General features: G+C 62.5%; 12 protein-coding genes. 5 read left to right on the top strand and 7 right to left on the bottom strand.

Annotated elements, in window-relative coordinates; translation table 11 throughout:
- Positions 1 to 7: 7 nt before the first annotated feature.
- Both purN and purM read right to left on the bottom strand, forming a co-directional pair.
- A complete protein-coding gene (gene purN / locus ACTJKM_RS06845; protein WP_057252632.1) occupies positions 8 to 676 on the bottom strand; it encodes a phosphoribosylglycinamide formyltransferase in 669 nt (222 codons plus the stop codon).
- Positions 673 to 1,743 carry a phosphoribosylformylglycinamidine cyclo-ligase gene (gene purM / locus ACTJKM_RS06840; RefSeq protein WP_058329396.1) on the bottom strand — a complete coding sequence of 357 codons (1,071 nt, stop codon included), beginning with the start codon at positions 1,741 to 1,743 and terminating at the stop codon, positions 673 to 675. Before purM ends, purN begins: the two co-directional genes overlap by 4 nt.
- A gap of 372 nt (positions 1,744 to 2,115) precedes the next feature.
- Here purM and ACTJKM_RS06835 point away from each other — a divergent pair, with 372 nt between their 5' ends.
- From ACTJKM_RS06835 to ppx, 4 genes are all read left to right on the top strand, one after another.
- Positions 2,116 to 3,237 (top strand): AI-2E family transporter, encoded by a 1,122-nt coding sequence (locus ACTJKM_RS06835; protein ID WP_058329395.1) that lies wholly within the window; start codon positions 2,116 to 2,118, stop codon positions 3,235 to 3,237.
- Positions 3,238 to 3,263: 26 nt separating this feature from the next.
- Positions 3,264 to 3,953, top strand: a complete 690-nt coding sequence (gene hdaA, locus ACTJKM_RS06830; RefSeq protein ID WP_058329394.1) for a DnaA regulatory inactivator HdaA — start codon at positions 3,264 to 3,266, stop codon at positions 3,951 to 3,953.
- Positions 3,954 to 4,017: 64 nt separating this feature from the next.
- A complete protein-coding gene (locus ACTJKM_RS06825; RefSeq protein ID WP_057252898.1) occupies positions 4,018 to 6,204 on the top strand; it encodes an RNA degradosome polyphosphate kinase in 2,187 nt (728 codons plus the stop codon).
- 11 nt (positions 6,205 to 6,215) lie between these two features.
- Positions 6,216 to 7,739 (top strand): exopolyphosphatase, encoded by a 1,524-nt coding sequence (gene ppx, locus ACTJKM_RS06820; RefSeq protein WP_058329393.1) that lies wholly within the window; start codon positions 6,216 to 6,218, stop codon positions 7,737 to 7,739.
- A 65-nt stretch (positions 7,740 to 7,804) separates the two neighbouring features.
- Here the strand turns inward: ppx and ACTJKM_RS06815 are convergent, their stop codons facing one another.
- Together ACTJKM_RS06815 and ACTJKM_RS06810 are read right to left on the bottom strand one after the other, a co-directional pair.
- Complete coding sequence (locus ACTJKM_RS06815) at positions 7,805 to 9,163, bottom strand: esterase-like activity of phytase family protein (RefSeq protein WP_058329470.1); 1,359 nt, start codon at positions 9,161 to 9,163, stop codon at positions 7,805 to 7,807.
- A 206-nt stretch (positions 9,164 to 9,369) separates the two neighbouring features.
- Positions 9,370 to 10,266 carry an AraC family transcriptional regulator gene (locus ACTJKM_RS06810; RefSeq protein ID WP_082663721.1) on the bottom strand — a complete coding sequence of 299 codons (897 nt, stop codon included), beginning with the start codon at positions 10,264 to 10,266 and terminating at the stop codon, positions 9,370 to 9,372.
- On the opposite strand from ACTJKM_RS06810, the gene ACTJKM_RS06805 reads away from it, so the two are divergent.
- Positions 10,265 to 10,672, top strand: coding sequence for a DUF2000 family protein (locus ACTJKM_RS06805; RefSeq protein ID WP_058320201.1), 408 nt, complete (start codon positions 10,265 to 10,267; stop codon positions 10,670 to 10,672). The two genes, ACTJKM_RS06810 and ACTJKM_RS06805, sit on opposite strands and share 2 nt — an antisense overlap.
- 22 nt (positions 10,673 to 10,694) lie before the next feature.
- On the opposite strand, the gene ACTJKM_RS06800 is transcribed toward ACTJKM_RS06805, so the two are convergent.
- The 3 genes from ACTJKM_RS06800 to ACTJKM_RS06790 all read right to left on the bottom strand — a co-directional run bounded on the left by ACTJKM_RS06800 (position 10,695) and on the right by ACTJKM_RS06790 (position 14,658).
- Positions 10,695 to 11,744: an adenylate/guanylate cyclase domain-containing protein gene (locus tag ACTJKM_RS06800; RefSeq protein WP_058329392.1), complete on the bottom strand. Its 1,050-nt coding sequence runs from the start codon at positions 11,742 to 11,744 to the stop codon at positions 10,695 to 10,697.
- A 283-nt stretch (positions 11,745 to 12,027) separates the two neighbouring features.
- Positions 12,028 to 13,179 carry a ribonuclease D gene (gene rnd, locus ACTJKM_RS06795; RefSeq protein WP_057252617.1) on the bottom strand — a complete coding sequence of 384 codons (1,152 nt, stop codon included), beginning with the start codon at positions 13,177 to 13,179 and terminating at the stop codon, positions 12,028 to 12,030.
- Between the two features lie 78 nt (positions 13,180 to 13,257).
- Positions 13,258 to 14,658, bottom strand: a complete 1,401-nt coding sequence (locus ACTJKM_RS06790) for a multicopper oxidase family protein (protein WP_058329391.1) — start codon at positions 14,656 to 14,658, stop codon at positions 13,258 to 13,260.
- Positions 14,659 to 14,736: the final 78 nt, after the last annotated feature.

Here is a 14,736-nt window from a genome sequence, read left to right as displayed (position 1 = left end):
GCTCTAATCAGGCGGCAGGCGAGATCAGCGTGGCGGTTGCTTCGGCAGCGCTATGGCTCACCGCGCGACCATCTTCCATGCGCACCTTGCCCTCGGCCATCAGCCGGAGCGCCATCGGATAGGTGCGGTGCTCGACGGTCAGCACCCGCGCTGCAAGGCTTTCGGATGTATCGCCGGGGAGAACCGGCACCACTGCCTGCGCGAGGATCGGGCCTTCGTCCATGCCTTCGGTCACGAAGTGCACCGTGCAGCCGGCGACCTTCATGCCGGCGTCGATCGCCCGCTGATGGGTGTGCAAGCCGGGGAAGAGCGGCAGCAGCGAGGGGTGGATGTTGAGGATCCGCCCTTGATGGCGCTGGATGAAGGTTGCCGAAAGCAGCCGCATATAGCCGGCCAGGCAGATGATATCCGGCGATAGGCGATCGAGCTCGGCAAGGATTGCCGCCTCGTGGGCGTCCTTGCTGTCGAAATCCTTGCGCAGGAAACTGCGTGTGGCAATACCGAGTGCTGCCGCCTTGACGAGGCCGCCGGCATCCGCCTTGTCGGCGATGACCGCAACGATCTCGGCGGGAAAACCTGGCTCGGCCGCGGCTTTCGCCAGCGCCAGCATGTTGGAGCCGCCACCCGAAATGAAGACGACGACCCGCTTCTTGCCCGTCGAGACCTCAGTCGTCATAGGGCGAGGGTGCCCTTGTAGATCGTGCCGGCAGCACCTTCGTCGCGCGCGACCATCCGGCCGAGCGTGAAGACGGTTTCACCTTCGTCGGTCAGCACAGAGGCGATCTCCGCAGCCTTGTCCGCCGGGACGACGACGATCATGCCGACGCCGCAGTTGAAGGTGCGCAGCATCTCGTTGGCAGCAACGCCGCCGGTCTGTGCAAGCCAGGAGAACACCTTCGGCGCCTTGATCGCATCGAGGTCGATCTCGGCGGCGAGGTGCTTCGGCAGCACGCGCGGAATGTTCTCGGGGAAGCCGCCGCCGGTGATATGGGCGAGCGCCTTGATCGCGCCGGTCTCGCGGATCGCCTTCAAGAGCGGCTTCACATAGATGCGCGTCGGCGTCATCAGGAGATCGGCAAGCGTGCCTTCGCCGAACGGCGCGGGTGCGTCCCAGGCAAGGCCCGAGAGCGCGACGATCTTGCGCACCAGCGAGTAGCCGTTGGAGTGAACGCCCGACGATGCGAGGCCGAGGATGACGTCGCCTTCGCCGATGTCGCCGGCGGGAAGGAGTTGGCCGCGTTCGGCAGCGCCGACGGCAAAGCCTGCGAGATCATAATCGCCACCCGAATACATGCCCGGCATCTCGGCGGTCTCGCCGCCAATCAGCGCGCAGCCCGCTTCGCGGCAGCCGCTGGCAATGCCGGCGACGATCGCGGCACCCTGGTCCGGGTCGAGCTTGCCGGTCGCGAAATAGTCGAGGAAGAACAGCGGCTCGGCGCCCTGGACCACCAGGTCGTTGACGCACATGGCAACGAGGTCGATGCCGACGGTGTCGTGCTTGTTGGCGTCGATGGCGATCTTGAGCTTGGTGCCGACGCCGTCATTGGCCGCAACCAGAACCGGGTCGGTGAAGCCTGCCGCCTTCAGGTCGAAGAGACCGCCGAAGCCGCCGATCTCGCCGTCGGCACCCGGACGCCTCGTCGAGCGCACATGCGGCTTGATCTTCTCGACCATCAGGTTGCCGGCGTCGATATCCACGCCCGCATCGCTATAGGTGAGGCCGTTCTTTCCCGACTGGCTCATGCTCGTTCTCCAAGGCTCGTCGTGCGACAGATATTTTGCGGATGCGATTGGCACGGCAGGCAAGGGAGTGCAAGCCGAGAGCATGCATTGGCGGCGTTTTTTCAACATTTTGCCCATATCCCACGATAGAAGCGAAGCAGCATAGCTCCAAACCGTGCGGCCTCACCCGGTTGGACTTGACCGGCGCCCGCGCCGCCCCCTATCTCCTTGCAGGGTTGTGATACGCGATCGGCGCATGCGGCGCGCCAGCGCGGGATGTGGAAAAGTGTGCGCGGTTTTCCGCCCGCATCCCGCCCTCGCTTGTGACAAGCGACCACGGTTATGATTTTAGGTCGACCCGACCTAAAATCATCGCGATCTAAAGGGAGTGTCATGGATATCAAGGTCAGCGGTTCCGGATTGCAGCGCCAGGTTATATTCTGGCTGCTGGTGCTTGCCGCCTTCATTGCCTTCCTCATGGTTTTCAGCTCTATCCTGCTGCCGTTCCTTGCCGGCATGGCGCTTGCCTATTTCCTCGATCCGGTCGCCGACCGTCTCGAGCGGCTTGGCCTCAGCCGGTTGATGGCGACGGTCGTCATCCTGATCGGCTTCGTCGTGGTCTTCGTGCTGGCGCTCATGGTCATCATTCCCGTGGTCGTCAGCCAGGCCTCGGATTTCATCGCGAACATCCCGGGCTACGCCGCCAAGCTGCAATTGCTCGTCAACGAAGCGCAGACGCGCCTGATCCCCGATTGGCTGGCGAGCCAGATGCCGTCGCTCAAGCAGAGCTCCGGCAAGCTGCTGGAACAGGGAGCCGCTTTCGTCGGCACGCTCTTCCAGCAGATCTGGAACTCCGGCGTGGCGCTGCTCGATGTCATTTCGCTGCTGGTCGTTACCCCTGTCGTCGCCTTCTATATTCTGCTCGACTGGGACCGGATGGTGGAGAAGGTCGACAGCTGGGTTCCGCGCGACTACGTCTCGGATGTGCGCCAGATCGCCCGAGACATGAACACGACGATCGCCGGCTTCGTGCGCGGGCAGGGCTCGCTCTGCGTCATCCTTGGCCTCTATTACGGTATCGGCCTGTCGCTGGTCGGTCTCAATTTCGGCCTGCTGATCGGCCTCTTCGCCGGCATGATCAGCTTCATTCCCTATGTCGGATCCATGGTCGGCCTCGTGCTCGCTGTTGGCGTTGCCCTGGTGCAGTTCTGGCCGGACTACCTTTGGATCGGCCTCGTGCTTGCAGTTTTCTTCAGCGGTCAGTTCATGGAGGGCAACATCCTCCAGCCGAAGCTGGTGGGTAAAAGCGTCGGCCTGCATCCGGTCTGGCTGATGTTTGCGCTCCTTGCCTTCGGCGCGCTCTTCGGCTTCGTCGGTCTGCTGGTGGCGGTGCCGGCAGCAGCCGCCATCGGCGTGCTTGTCCGCTTCGGCATCCAGCGGTACCTTGATAGCGACCTCTATCACGGGCACGGCAAGGCCGTGGAAAAGAAGGCGAAGAGCGACAAGGCCGCCTGATTTCCGACGATTGTCCCGAGTACAGCATGACAAAACGCCCATTCGAACAAATACCCCTGGCCTTCGGCCACGACCCGGCGAAGGGCCGTGAGGACCTGCTCGTCTCCGACAGGCTGAGCGCTGCGATCGCCATCGTCGACCACTGGCCGGACTGGCCGTCGCCGGTCGTCATCATCGCCGGGCCGGTCGGCTCCGGCAAATCGCATCTCGCCAGCATCTGGAAAGAGCGGGCAGGGGCCGAAACGATCCATCCGCTCGCCGGCTCCGATGCCGCCCTGATCGCCGCGGAAAAGCCTGTCCTCTTCGAGGACGCCGACCGCAGCGGCTTTGACGACACGACGCTTTTCCACGTCATCAACAACGTGCGCCAGCATGGCACCGGTCTCCTGATGACGACGCGGCTCTGGCCGATGTCCTGGCCGGTTACGCTGCCGGATCTGCGCTCGCGCCTGAAGGCGGCGACCATCGTCGAGATCGGCGAGCCGGATGACGAGTTGCTGACGCAGGTGCTGATCAAGCTTTTCGCCGACCGCCAGCTCTTCGTCGACGAGCGGCTCGTGGGCTATATCGTTCAGCGCATGGAGCGGTCGCTGGAGGCGGCGCAGACGATCGTCGAGCGCATCGACCATCTGGCGCTTTCCCGCGGAACGAAGCTCAGCCGGGCACTTGCTTCCGAAGTTCTCGAAGAACTGGGGAATCGGCGGCGGTCCGATTGACTGTCACAGAACCGTCGTCAAACTGAGATAGCCGGTGCAGCCGGAGCAATGGGATCGAATGAGCATGGATAACGCGGTATCGGCGGTGAACGAAAACCAGGCGGCAGTGGAGGACATCGATCTGCTGACCAGCCCGCGGCGCTTCATCAACCGCGAATTCTCCTGGCTGCAGTTCAATCGTCGCGTGCTTGAAGAAACGCTGAATACGGCACATCCGCTGCTGGAGCGGATTCGCTTCCTGTCGATCTCCGCTGCCAACCTCGACGAGTTCTTCATGGTGCGCGTTGCGGGCCTGGAAGGGCAGGTGCGCCAGGGCCTTTCCATGCGCTCGCCCGATGGCAAGACGCCGGTCGAACAGCTCGAAGACATCCTCAAGGAAATCGACAATCTGCAGATGGAGCAGCAGGCCTCGCTTGCGGTCCTGCAGCAGTATCTCGCCAAGGAAGACATCCTGATCGTGCGCCCGGCGTCGCTGTCGGCGCAGGACAGGAGCTGGCTTGCCAACGAGTTCGACCAGTCGATCTTCCCGGTGCTGACGCCGCTCTCGATCGATCCGGCGCACCCGTTCCCGTTCATTCCGAACTTAGGCTTCTCGATGGGCCTGCAGCTCGTCAGCAAGACTGGCCGCGAGCCGATGACCGCGCTCTTGCGCCTGCCGGTCGCGCTCGACCGCTTTATCCGGCTGCCCGACGTCAAGAACGTCATCCGCTATATTACGCTCGAAGATATGGTCAGCCAGTTCATCGATCGGCTGTTCCCCGGTTACGAGGTCAAGGGTTCCGGTACCTTCCGCATCATCCGCGACAGCGATATCGAAGTGGAGGAAGAAGCCGAAGACCTGGTGCGCTTCTTCGAAACCGCGTTGAAGCGCCGTCGCCGTGGTTCGGTGATCCGCATCGAGACCGATTCGGAAATGCCGGCGTCGCTGCGCCAGTTCGTCGTGCAGGAACTCGGCGTTCCGGAAAACCGCATCGCCGTTCTCCCCGGCCTGCTGGCGCTCAACACGCTCTCTGAAATCACCAAGGCGCCGCGCGACGATCTGCGCTTCGACCCCTACAATCCGCGCTTTCCCGAGCGCGTCCGCGAGCATGCCGGCGATTGCCTGGCGGCGATCCGCGAGAAGGACATGGTGGTCCACCACCCCTACGAATCCTTCGACGTCGTCGTGCAGTTCCTGTTGCAGGCGGCACGCGATCCTGAAGTGGTCGCCATCAAGCAGACGCTCTACCGCACCTCGAACGACAGTCCGATCGTGCGCGCGCTGATCGATGCGGCTGAAGCCGGCAAGTCGGTGACGGCGCTGGTCGAGCTCAAGGCCCGTTTCGACGAGGAGGCCAATATCCGCTGGGCGCGCGACCTCGAGCGCGCCGGCGTGCAGGTCGTTTTCGGTTTCATCGAACTCAAGACTCACGCCAAGATGTCGATGGTGGTGCGGCGTGAGGAAGGCAGGCTCAGGACCTACTGCCACCTCGGCACCGGCAACTATCACCCGGTGACGGCGAAGATCTATACCGACCTGTCGTTCTTCACCTGCAACCCGGTGATCGCCCACGACATGGCGAACATCTTCAACTTCATCACCGGCTATGGCGAGCCGGAAGCCGGCATGAAGCTCGCGGTTTCGCCGCACACGCTGCGCCCGCGCATCCTCAAGCACGTCGACGAAGAGATCGAACATGCCAAGGCCGGGCGCCCGGCGGCGATCTGGATGAAGATGAATTCTCTCGTCGACCCGGAAATCATCGACGCGCTCTACAAGGCGAGCCGCGCCGGCGTCGAGATCGACCTCGTGGTGCGCGGCATCTGCTGCCTTCGGCCGCAAGTCCCCGGGCTCTCCGACAACATCCGTGTCAAGTCCATCGTCGGCCGTTTCCTCGAACATTCCCGCATATTCTGCTTCGGCAACGGCCATGGGCTTCCATCGGAAAATGCCCTTGTCTATATCGGCTCGGCGGATATGATGCCGCGCAATCTGGACCGGCGGGTCGAGACGCTCGTGCCTCTCATCAACCGGACTGTGCACGAACAGGTTCTGTCGCAGATCATGCTGGGCAATCTCATCGACAACCAGCAGAGCTACGAAATTCTTCCTGATGGCACCTCTCGCCGGATGGAAGTCGGCAAGGACGCCGAGCCTTTCAACGCACAGCACTATTTCATGACCAATCCCAGCCTCTCCGGCCGGGGTGAAGCCCTGAAGTCCAGCGCACCGAAGCTCATAGCTGGCTGGAAGAGCGGCTGGCACAAATAAACTGGAATTGCATGGTCGAATCAGAAGCGCAGGGGCGTCTGCCCGGCATCCGCCCGGTTTCCGTTATCGATATCGGTTCGAACTCCATCCGCCTTGTCGTCTATGAAGGCCTGAGCCGCTCGCCGGCCATGCTGTTCAACGAAAAGGTGATGTGCGGTCTCGGCAAGGGCATCGATGCGACCGGACGCATGGACGAAGAAAGCGTCGAGCGCGCGCTCAGGGCGCTGCATCGCTTCCACGCGCTCTCGAAGCAGGCGCGTGCCATATCGATGTATGTGCTCGCCACGGCGGCAGCACGCGAAGCGAGCAACGGTCCGGCCTTCATCGAGAAGGCGGAGGCGATCCTCGGCCATAAGGTCCGTATCCTCACCGGCGAGGAGGAGGCCTATTATTCTGCGATGGGTATCGTCAGCGGCTATCACGATCCTGATGGCGTCGTCGGCGACCTTGGCGGCGGTTCCCTTGAGCTCGTCGACGTCTCGGGCACGAAGATCGGCAAGGGTATCACCCTGCCGCTCGGCGGCATCCGGCTGTTCGAACACAGCAATGGCTCGCTCACGAAAGCGCGCACCTGGGTGCGCAAGTTCATGAAGAACTCGGCCGTGCTGAGGACCGGTACGGGCCGCACCTTCTACGCCGTCGGCGGCACATGGCGCTCGATCGCCAAGCTGCACATGGAGACCCGGGACTATCCGCTGCACATGATGCAGGGCTACGAGATTTCCTACGACGAGGCGATGGCGCTGCTGCCTGAAGTGATCGAGCCGAAGAGCATCAAGCCGTCGGCCTATGCGACGATCTCGAAGAGCCGCCGCAGCCTTCTGCCCTTCGGGGCGATCGCCATGCAGGAAGCGCTCTCGATCATGAAGCCGGAGCGGATTTCCTTCTCGGCACTCGGTGTGCGCGAAGGCTATCTGTTCTCGTTGCTGAAGGACGAGGAACGCGCCCAGGATCCGCTGCTGACGGCGGCGAATGAAATCGCCATCCTGCGCGCCCGCTCACCCGAGCATGCGCGTGAACTGGCCGACTGGACGGGCCGCATGGTGCCGTTCTTCGGGATAGAAGAGACGGAAGAGGAAAGCCGTTATCGTCAGGCCGCGTGCCTGCTCGCCGATATCAGCTGGCGCGCGCATCCCGACTATCGCGGCCTGCAGGCGCTGAACATCATCGCCCACTCGACCTTCTCCGGTATCACCCATGCGGGCCGCGCTTATATCGCGCTTGCCAACTACTACCGCTTCGAAGGGCTGAACGATGACGGCGCCACGAACGCGCTTGCCGGTATCACCACGCCGCGCTTGCTGGAACTGGCGAAGCTGCTCGGCGGCCTGCTGCGTGTCGCCTACCTGTTCTCGGCGTCGATGCCGGGGATTACGCAGAACCTGACGTTCCGCAAATCGTCCCAGCCGGACGTGGATCTCGAGATCGTCGTTCCGGCCGCCTATTCGGAGTTTGCCGGCGAGCGGCTGGATGGGCGCCTGCAGCAACTCGGCAAGCTCACCGGCAAGAGGCTCGCTTTCCACTTCGAAAGCTGAGGCTGAGGAAAATCTTGTTTCTTGCGGAAAGGCCGCGCCAACCTGGGCTGGCGCGCCCTTTTTGATTATTCGGCCTTCAGGAAATCGCCGACTTCGAGCAGCACGAATTCATTGTCATCGGCCTTGTCGAGCGCGCGACCGGCCGAGAACGGCAGGTTGTTGTCGTTGCCGACGATGATGTGGGTCTCATTGACGCGGTCGACGTTCTCGATGGTGACGAAGGGCATGTCGTAGAAGCCTTCGCCGCCGCCCTGGCGCTTCTTGTTATCCGGGTCGGCGATCTTGAGCAGGTCGATGTAGCCGATCTTTCGCACGGCCTTGCCGACATTGCTGTCATCGAAGGCGATCTTGTAGATGCGCTTGACCTTGGAGCCGGTGGCGAAGCAGTCCGGCTTCGGGTCCTTCGGATCGGCACACGCCTTGTCGACCGTGCCGGCGCCGTTGTCGCGTTCGATCACCAGCGCGGTCTTGTCGTCGAGCATGTTGAAGTCGCCGATCGCCTCGCCGCCTTCAGCCAGAGGATAGAGCCAGCTGCGACCGGTCCAGGCCTTGCTCGCGACATCGAGTTCGATGATGCGTAGCGCCGGGCGACCATCGGCCTGCTCGACCGTTTCGCCGTCCGTCCAGAGGGGGCCTTCGAGCAGGCCATAGAGCTTGCTGCCATCCTTGGAAAGGGCCATGCCTTCATAGCCGCCGGAGCGCTTCAGGTTGAAAGCGGGCGTCTTCTTCGACGGGTCGGCCTGCAGCGTCAGCGTCGGATTGTCGGGCGACAGGACCGGCTTGCCATCGACCGTCGTCGCAATCACGTCCGTCAGCTTGCCGTCGAGATCGAACTTGAGGATGTAGGGTCCGAATTCTTCGCCAACCCAGAAGCCGTCGGCGACCGGCTGGATCGATTCGACGTCGAAATCGGCCCCGGTGAAATAGCGCTTGTCAGAACCTTCCATGACGATCGGGAAGGGTGCCTTCTTGTCCGGGTCGGTGAGGAAGAGGGTCTTCAGCGCTTCGACCTTGCCGCCATCCCAATCCATCCTGACGTGATGCAGCATCAGCATGGCGTCGGTGGAGTTCAGCTTGTTGCCGAAGCCATTGTCGGAGAGGCTCCAGAACGTACCGTCTTCCATCGCCTTGATGCCGGAAAAGCCTTGCATCGGCTGGCCGTTGAAGGGCAGCGAAAGCCCGGTCGGGCGAACGCCGTCCTTGCCCGGCACGGTGCCGGGCGCTTCCGCGCGCTTGCGGTCCGCGGTGGTGAACTTGCCGGAGGTCTTCAGGTAATCGGGCGCATCCGAGGGAGCGGCGATGATCGTGTTCGCCGGCAGGATCGCGTGACCCTTCAGCGTTGCGGTGAAGGACTTTTCCTCGGCCGAGGCGGCCATCGTCATCAAAAGTGAGAGCGCCGCGGTGGCGAGAAGCGTTTTCGTCATAAAAGTCACCATGGGTTGGAGCCTCCTGCATGCCTCCTTAAATCGCCCTCGATTTAAGGACAAAGACATGCAGCAATTCGAAGTGCTACAGCGACCTTTACGCGTCTGATAAGACGCGCGGCGCTGTAGACCGCAACCCGATAGGCGGCTTAGATGACGAAGGGGTGATGCTTGTCTGACAGACCGATGAAGCTTTGGTGACAGGCTTAGCCGGCAATGGCGAGGCTCGCCCAGCGCCCGGGCGTTATGCCATAGGCCCGCTTGAAGTGGCGGGTGAAATGCGCCTGGTCGGCAAAGCCGGTTTCGAGCGCAGCACCTGCAAGACTTTCTCCCCTGGCAATCATCTGCCGGGCGCGCTCCAGCCGGCGCATCAGGAGGTAGCGATGCGGGCTTGTGCCGAGAACTTTGCGGAACTGCCTCGCCAGCGTGAAGCGATCGAGCCCGCTGACGGCCTCGAGTTCCTGGGAACCCACGGGCCGCTCGAGATTGGCGCGAAGGTATTCGGTTGCCTCCAGAACGGCGTGCTTGTCGGCCTTTCCGGGCTTGATGTCCTTGGCGCCGGCATGCCGGTAGAGGCCCTCCGCGATCCGAACGAGGATGTCGTCAAGCGCCAGCTCGTCGATGCCATTGTCGAGGTCCATCACGGCTTCTCCGACCGCCTGCCGCAGGGCCTCGTCACCCACGACAGGTGCTGCGACGAAGGGCAGGGCGCGCCCCGTTTCTCCGAGCGCGGCGAGCAAGCGTTCCGGCTGCAGATACATCATCCGATAGCGCAGCCCGATCTCCGTTCCCGCGCCGCCATCGTGGATCTCGTCCGGGTGGAGGATGATGATGCTCCCGGGTTTGCTGAAGCGGCTTTCGCCGCGGTACTGGAATGTCTGGATGCCGCCCAGCGTCACGCCGATCGCATAGGTGTCGTGGCGGTGCGGCTCAAAGAATTTCCCATGCAGGCGCGCTTCTATGCGCTCGATGCCATCGACGGCGGGAGCGACCCGGATACCGTCACCTTGAGTCCCGCACAATCGTTCAAGATCGACGGCAGCACCCTCCGATAATGCGTCTTCCGGCACGCCCTGTCGGGCTGAAATGGAGATGACCGTCATGTTCGATACCAAATTTGCGATCGTATTGCGCGAAGACCTGGCAACCTGGCAAAAGCTGAACGTCACCGCCTTCCTCGCCACCGGTATTGCCGGGCAGAAGCCCGATATCATCGGTGAAGACTATCGCGATGGCGCTGGCAACGTCTACAACGCCTTGAGTGTTCAGCCGATCATCGTGCTCGCCGCAGATGGGAAGACGCTTGGCAACATTCAACGGCGTGCGATCGAAAGGGATGTGCGGACGTCGATTTATGTCGACGGCATGTTCGCCACCGGCCACGACAATGCCAATCGCGCGGTTTTCGCGGAAACCAGCCCGGACGATGCCGCGGTCGCCGGCATCGCCATCCATGCGGACAAGAAGCTGGTCGACAAGATTACCAAGGGCGCAAAACTGCACGGCTGAAGCGGCTACGGCCCGACGGTGACTATTCCGCCGCACTGGGCGCAAGGGCGGACGTCGAGCCTCCGACACGCAGTGCCAGAACGCCGAGCTTTTGACCGCGGCCCTTGATCGCGTGCTCGCCGAGATCCTCGACCCGGACATAGTGCGGCAGACGCATCTTGCGGGCGAGGTCGGTGGAGATCAGCACCTGGTGGCCGAGTGTCTTGCAAAAGCCTTCCAGCCGGGCGGTGGTGTTCACCGTATCGCCGAAATAGGTGATCTTGTGCCTGTCGAGGCCGATTTCGGCAGCGACGATGGTGCCGCCATGAAGGGCAGCGCGCAGGCGCGGGACCTCGCCGAATTCCTTCTGCCAGCGGTGCGCCTCCACATCAATTATTTCCAGAATGTCGAAGACGCAATGAATGCAGGCCGCATTGTTGGTGGCGCGGTCGAAGGGCCAGGTGATGACGGCAGCGTCGCCCACATAGTCGTCTATCGACCCCCGATAGCGCAGCACAGGGTCGGCAATCGTCGCGAACAGCCGGCCGAGATATTCCTGCATCCTGAGGTCGCCGTGTTTCTCGGCGTAGCTGGTCGAGCCGGCGAGGTCGACGAACAGGAAGACGCGCTCTTCCTGAACCGGATTGCGGTAACGGCCCGTCAGCAGGCTCAGAAAGACATCGCGGCCTAACAGTTCACGAACCCGGAGGATGAAGACGAGCGAACCCGAGATGCCCAATGCGAAGAGCAGGACCGTCTTGGATGGCGTCATCGCCTCCATCCAGTTGTCGTCCATAACGCCGCTTGTCTGCATGATCAGGCCGGCCGCCGCGTAGCCGACGTCGAGAAGCACGAAGTAGATCGCAAGCGAGGCGACAAAGAAGACGGGCGTCGAGAAGGCGTGGATCCGCCGATTGAGGCGCCGGAAGATGATGCGTCTCTCGAAGGCAATGATCGGCAGGCACATAAAGAGCGCGTAGGTGGCGCCGATCAGGGCGCCCTTTCCATAGAAAACCCATGCGTAAACTGCCCCTGCGCCCGCGATGACGAGCAGCAGCAGAAGTCCTTCGAAAGTGGAGAAGCGCCAACGCATAGGAAGCCCCGGTACGGAAGAAGCGGCATACGTGTCAGTCGGCACGCAACGTTGCCGCTCTGCCACGCCTACAGCGGCGCGCGTCTTATCAGACGCGCAAGGGTCGCTGTAGCACTTTGAATTTCTGCATGTTTTTGCCCTTTAATCGGGTACGATTAAGGAAACATGCAGTAGTCACCTTCGTTCGAGACGATGGTGATTCTGTTCCGCCCGGCTTTCAGCTAGAGCCGGATTCGGGCGGAAACTTGACTCCGTCCGATACTATTTGCCGCTTGAAGCAAATCTAGCTGCCGAGCTCCACCGTCTCGATCTTCTTGTCGACGAAACGAAGAGCCACTTCGCCGTTGATGAGCTTCAGCGCGGTTTCACCGAAGAGTTCGCGCCGCCAGCCCTTGAGCGCGCCGACATCGGCCTTCTCGCCCTCGGCGGCGATCCTGTCGAGATCGTCGCTGTTGGCGATGATCTTCGCGGCCACGCCCTGCTTTTCGGCGATGAGCTTCAAAAGAACCTTGAGCATTTCGCCTGCGGCAGCGGCGCCTTCCGGCGTATGGTTTTGGCGCGGTAGCTTCGGCAGATCGGTCTTCGGGATCGCGAGCGCCTCGTTGACCGCCTCGATGACCGCAGTTCCGGCGCTGGACCGTTCCCAGCCCTTGGGAACGGTCCTAAGCCGTCCCAGGGCTTCCGCGTCCTTCGGCTGCTGCTGGGCAATCTCGTAGATGGCGTCGTCTTTCAGGATGCGGCCGCGCGGTACGTTGCGGGCGCGCGCCTCGCGTTCGCGCCAGGCAGCGACGGTCTTGAGGACGGCGAGTTCGATCGGTTTCTTGACGCGCATCTTGAGACGCTGCCAGGCGTCGTCCGGATGCAGGTCATAGGTGTCGCGTGCCTCAAGGATCGCCATCTCTTCAGTCAGCCACAACGAGCGCCCCTCGCGTTCCAGCTCTGCGGCCAGGTACTTGTAGATGTCGCGCAGATGCGTGACGTCGGCGAGCGCATAGTCGAGCTGCTTGTCGGTCAGCGGCCGGCGGCTCCAGTCGGTAAAGCGTGAGGACTTGTCGATCTGCGTGCCAGTCACGCGGTTGACGAGCTGGTCATAGGAGACGCTATCGCCGAAGCCGCAAACCATGGCCGCGACCTGTGTGTCGAAGATCGGGTGCGGAATGAGGTTGCCGAGATGGAAGATGATCTCGATGTCCTGACGCGCGGCATGGAATACCTTGATGACTTCAGGATTGGCCATCAGCGCGAAGAAGGGCGAAAGGTCGATGCCTTTGGCCATCGGGTCGACAATGACGGCGAGATCCGGACTTGCCATCTGGATCAGGCAGAGCTCCGGCCAGAAGGTCGTCTCGCGCAGGAATTCGGTGTCAATCGTAATATAATTTGAACGGGCCAGCTGCTCGCAGGCGGCCTCAAGGTCTGTGGTTGTTTCAATCATCAGATTTAAATCACTGTGGCAAAAATGCGGCTTAGATTTTCGTGTAGCTCTTCGCGGCATCTGTCACAATCGAAATTCTCAGACGATCTTGAAATAACCCGTCATGCCGGTCTTCTGATGCTCGATGATGTGGCAATGGATGACCCAGTCGCCCGGATTGTCCGCTACTAGCGCCACTTCCGCCTGTTCGTCGGGCAAAAGCAGGATCGTATCGGTCGGCGGCGGCAGGAAAGTCCGCTTGTTGGAATTGAGGATGCGGAAGCTCAGGCCGTGCAGATGGATCGGATGCGCGTGCGGCGTCCGGTTGGCGACCTCAAGAACATAGCTCTTGCCGAGCTTCATCTCCTCGATCGGCGCGATCGGGTCCGGCGTGTCGCCCGGCCACGGCACCTTGTTGATCGCCCAGAACGTATAGCCGAGCGAGCCGCAGATCGAAGGTGCTGCCTTGTGCTCGGCCGTCGCCGTCAGCTCGATCGGCACACGGGTCGCGACGGAGAGATCCGCCTCGGCGATCGGGTTGGCGGGCAGGGGGGCGACATCCCTAAGGTCGCGTTTCAGCGACGCGCCGATCGCCCGGAAGCGTGCGATGGTCCAGGGATGCGATCCGCGGAAATTGCCGAGGGAAACGGTCTGGCCCTCGCCATCGGGCATGCGCAACGCCAGGTCGACACGCTGGCCTGGGCCGAAGTCGTAGCGATCGAGGGAAAAGGGTTTGTCGACCGGGTTGCCGTCGAGCGCGATCACCATCGCCTCAGCGCCATCGAGGCCGATCGTGTAGATGCGGGTAACGTCGGTCGCGGCGATGCGCACGCGAATGAGCCCGCCGGCCGGTGCGTCGTAAGTCGGTTCCTGCTGCCAGTTGGCGGTGCGCACCGTGCCATAGGTGCCGCCGCGCGCGGCATCGCGCGGCTTGAACGGATCGATGAAGGCGCCGCCCGTGCCAAGCCGCCAGTCGCGGAGGTTGAGCACGATCTCGGCATCGAAGACCGGATCCTCGGGGTTCTCGACGACAATCACGCCGGTGAGCCCGCTGCCCATCTGGGTCAGCGTGTTGCAGTGCGGATGGTACCAGAAGGTGCCGGCGTCCGGCGGCGTGAAGAGATAGTCGAATTGGTCGCCGGGGTAGACATAGGGCTGCGTCAGCTCGGGAACGCCATCCATGGCGTTGGCGATGCGAAGGCCGTGCCAGTGCACCGTCGTCGGCTCGTCGAGCCGGTTGATGAGACGCGCGGCGTAAGGCGCACCCTTGCGCATGCGCAGGACCGGCGGCACGCCGCTGTTCTCAGCCTCGCCCAAACCGTAGGTCATCACCTTCGGCGTCACGCCATCCCTGCCGATCTGCGCTTCGGTGAGGCGTGCCGTCAGGATCTGCGGATCCGGCGCGGCCCCGGCGCGGGCCGCCATGCCGGCGCCGAGCGCAAAGGCACCTCCCAGAGCAGCGGAGCCTTGAAGAAAAGTGCGGCGACTGATGACGGGCATTTCGGCAATCTCGGCTGCTGTTCAGGTTGCTGCCGGTTCTAAACCTGATTGTGGAGTTCAGCAATTATCCGAACTGCG

The sequence above is a fragment of the Ensifer sp. 22460 genome (assembly GCF_052044935.1).
Taxonomy (GTDB): domain Bacteria; phylum Pseudomonadota; class Alphaproteobacteria; order Rhizobiales; family Rhizobiaceae; genus Ensifer.
The sequence above is the reverse complement of the archived record's forward strand: the minus strand, read 5'-3'. Positions and strand labels throughout refer to the sequence as shown.

Coding starts and splice junctions, on each gene's coding strand:
- ACTJKM_RS06805 (WP_058320201.1), top strand. CDS start 10,265: ATGTTCGATACCAAATTTGCGATCGTATTGCGCGAAGACCTGGCAACC.
- ACTJKM_RS06815 (WP_058329470.1), bottom strand. CDS start 9,163: ATGACGAAAACGCTTCTCGCCACCGCGGCGCTCTCACTTTTGATGACG.
- ACTJKM_RS06790 (WP_058329391.1), bottom strand. CDS start 14,658: ATGCCCGTCATCAGTCGCCGCACTTTTCTTCAAGGCTCCGCTGCTCTG.
- purN (WP_057252632.1), bottom strand. CDS start 676: ATGACGACTGAGGTCTCGACGGGCAAGAAGCGGGTCGTCGTCTTCATT.
- ppx (WP_058329393.1), top strand. CDS start 6,216: ATGGTCGAATCAGAAGCGCAGGGGCGTCTGCCCGGCATCCGCCCGGTT.
- ACTJKM_RS06810 (WP_082663721.1), bottom strand. CDS start 10,266: ATGACGGTCATCTCCATTTCAGCCCGACAGGGCGTGCCGGAAGACGCA.
- ACTJKM_RS06800 (WP_058329392.1), bottom strand. CDS start 11,744: ATGCGTTGGCGCTTCTCCACTTTCGAAGGACTTCTGCTGCTGCTCGTC.
- rnd (WP_057252617.1), bottom strand. CDS start 13,179: ATGATTGAAACAACCACAGACCTTGAGGCCGCCTGCGAGCAGCTGGCC.
- hdaA (WP_058329394.1), top strand. CDS start 3,264: ATGACAAAACGCCCATTCGAACAAATACCCCTGGCCTTCGGCCACGAC.
- purM (WP_058329396.1), bottom strand. CDS start 1,743: ATGAGCCAGTCGGGAAAGAACGGCCTCACCTATAGCGATGCGGGCGTG.
- ACTJKM_RS06835 (WP_058329395.1), top strand. CDS start 2,116: ATGGATATCAAGGTCAGCGGTTCCGGATTGCAGCGCCAGGTTATATTC.
- ACTJKM_RS06825 (WP_057252898.1), top strand. CDS start 4,018: ATGGATAACGCGGTATCGGCGGTGAACGAAAACCAGGCGGCAGTGGAG.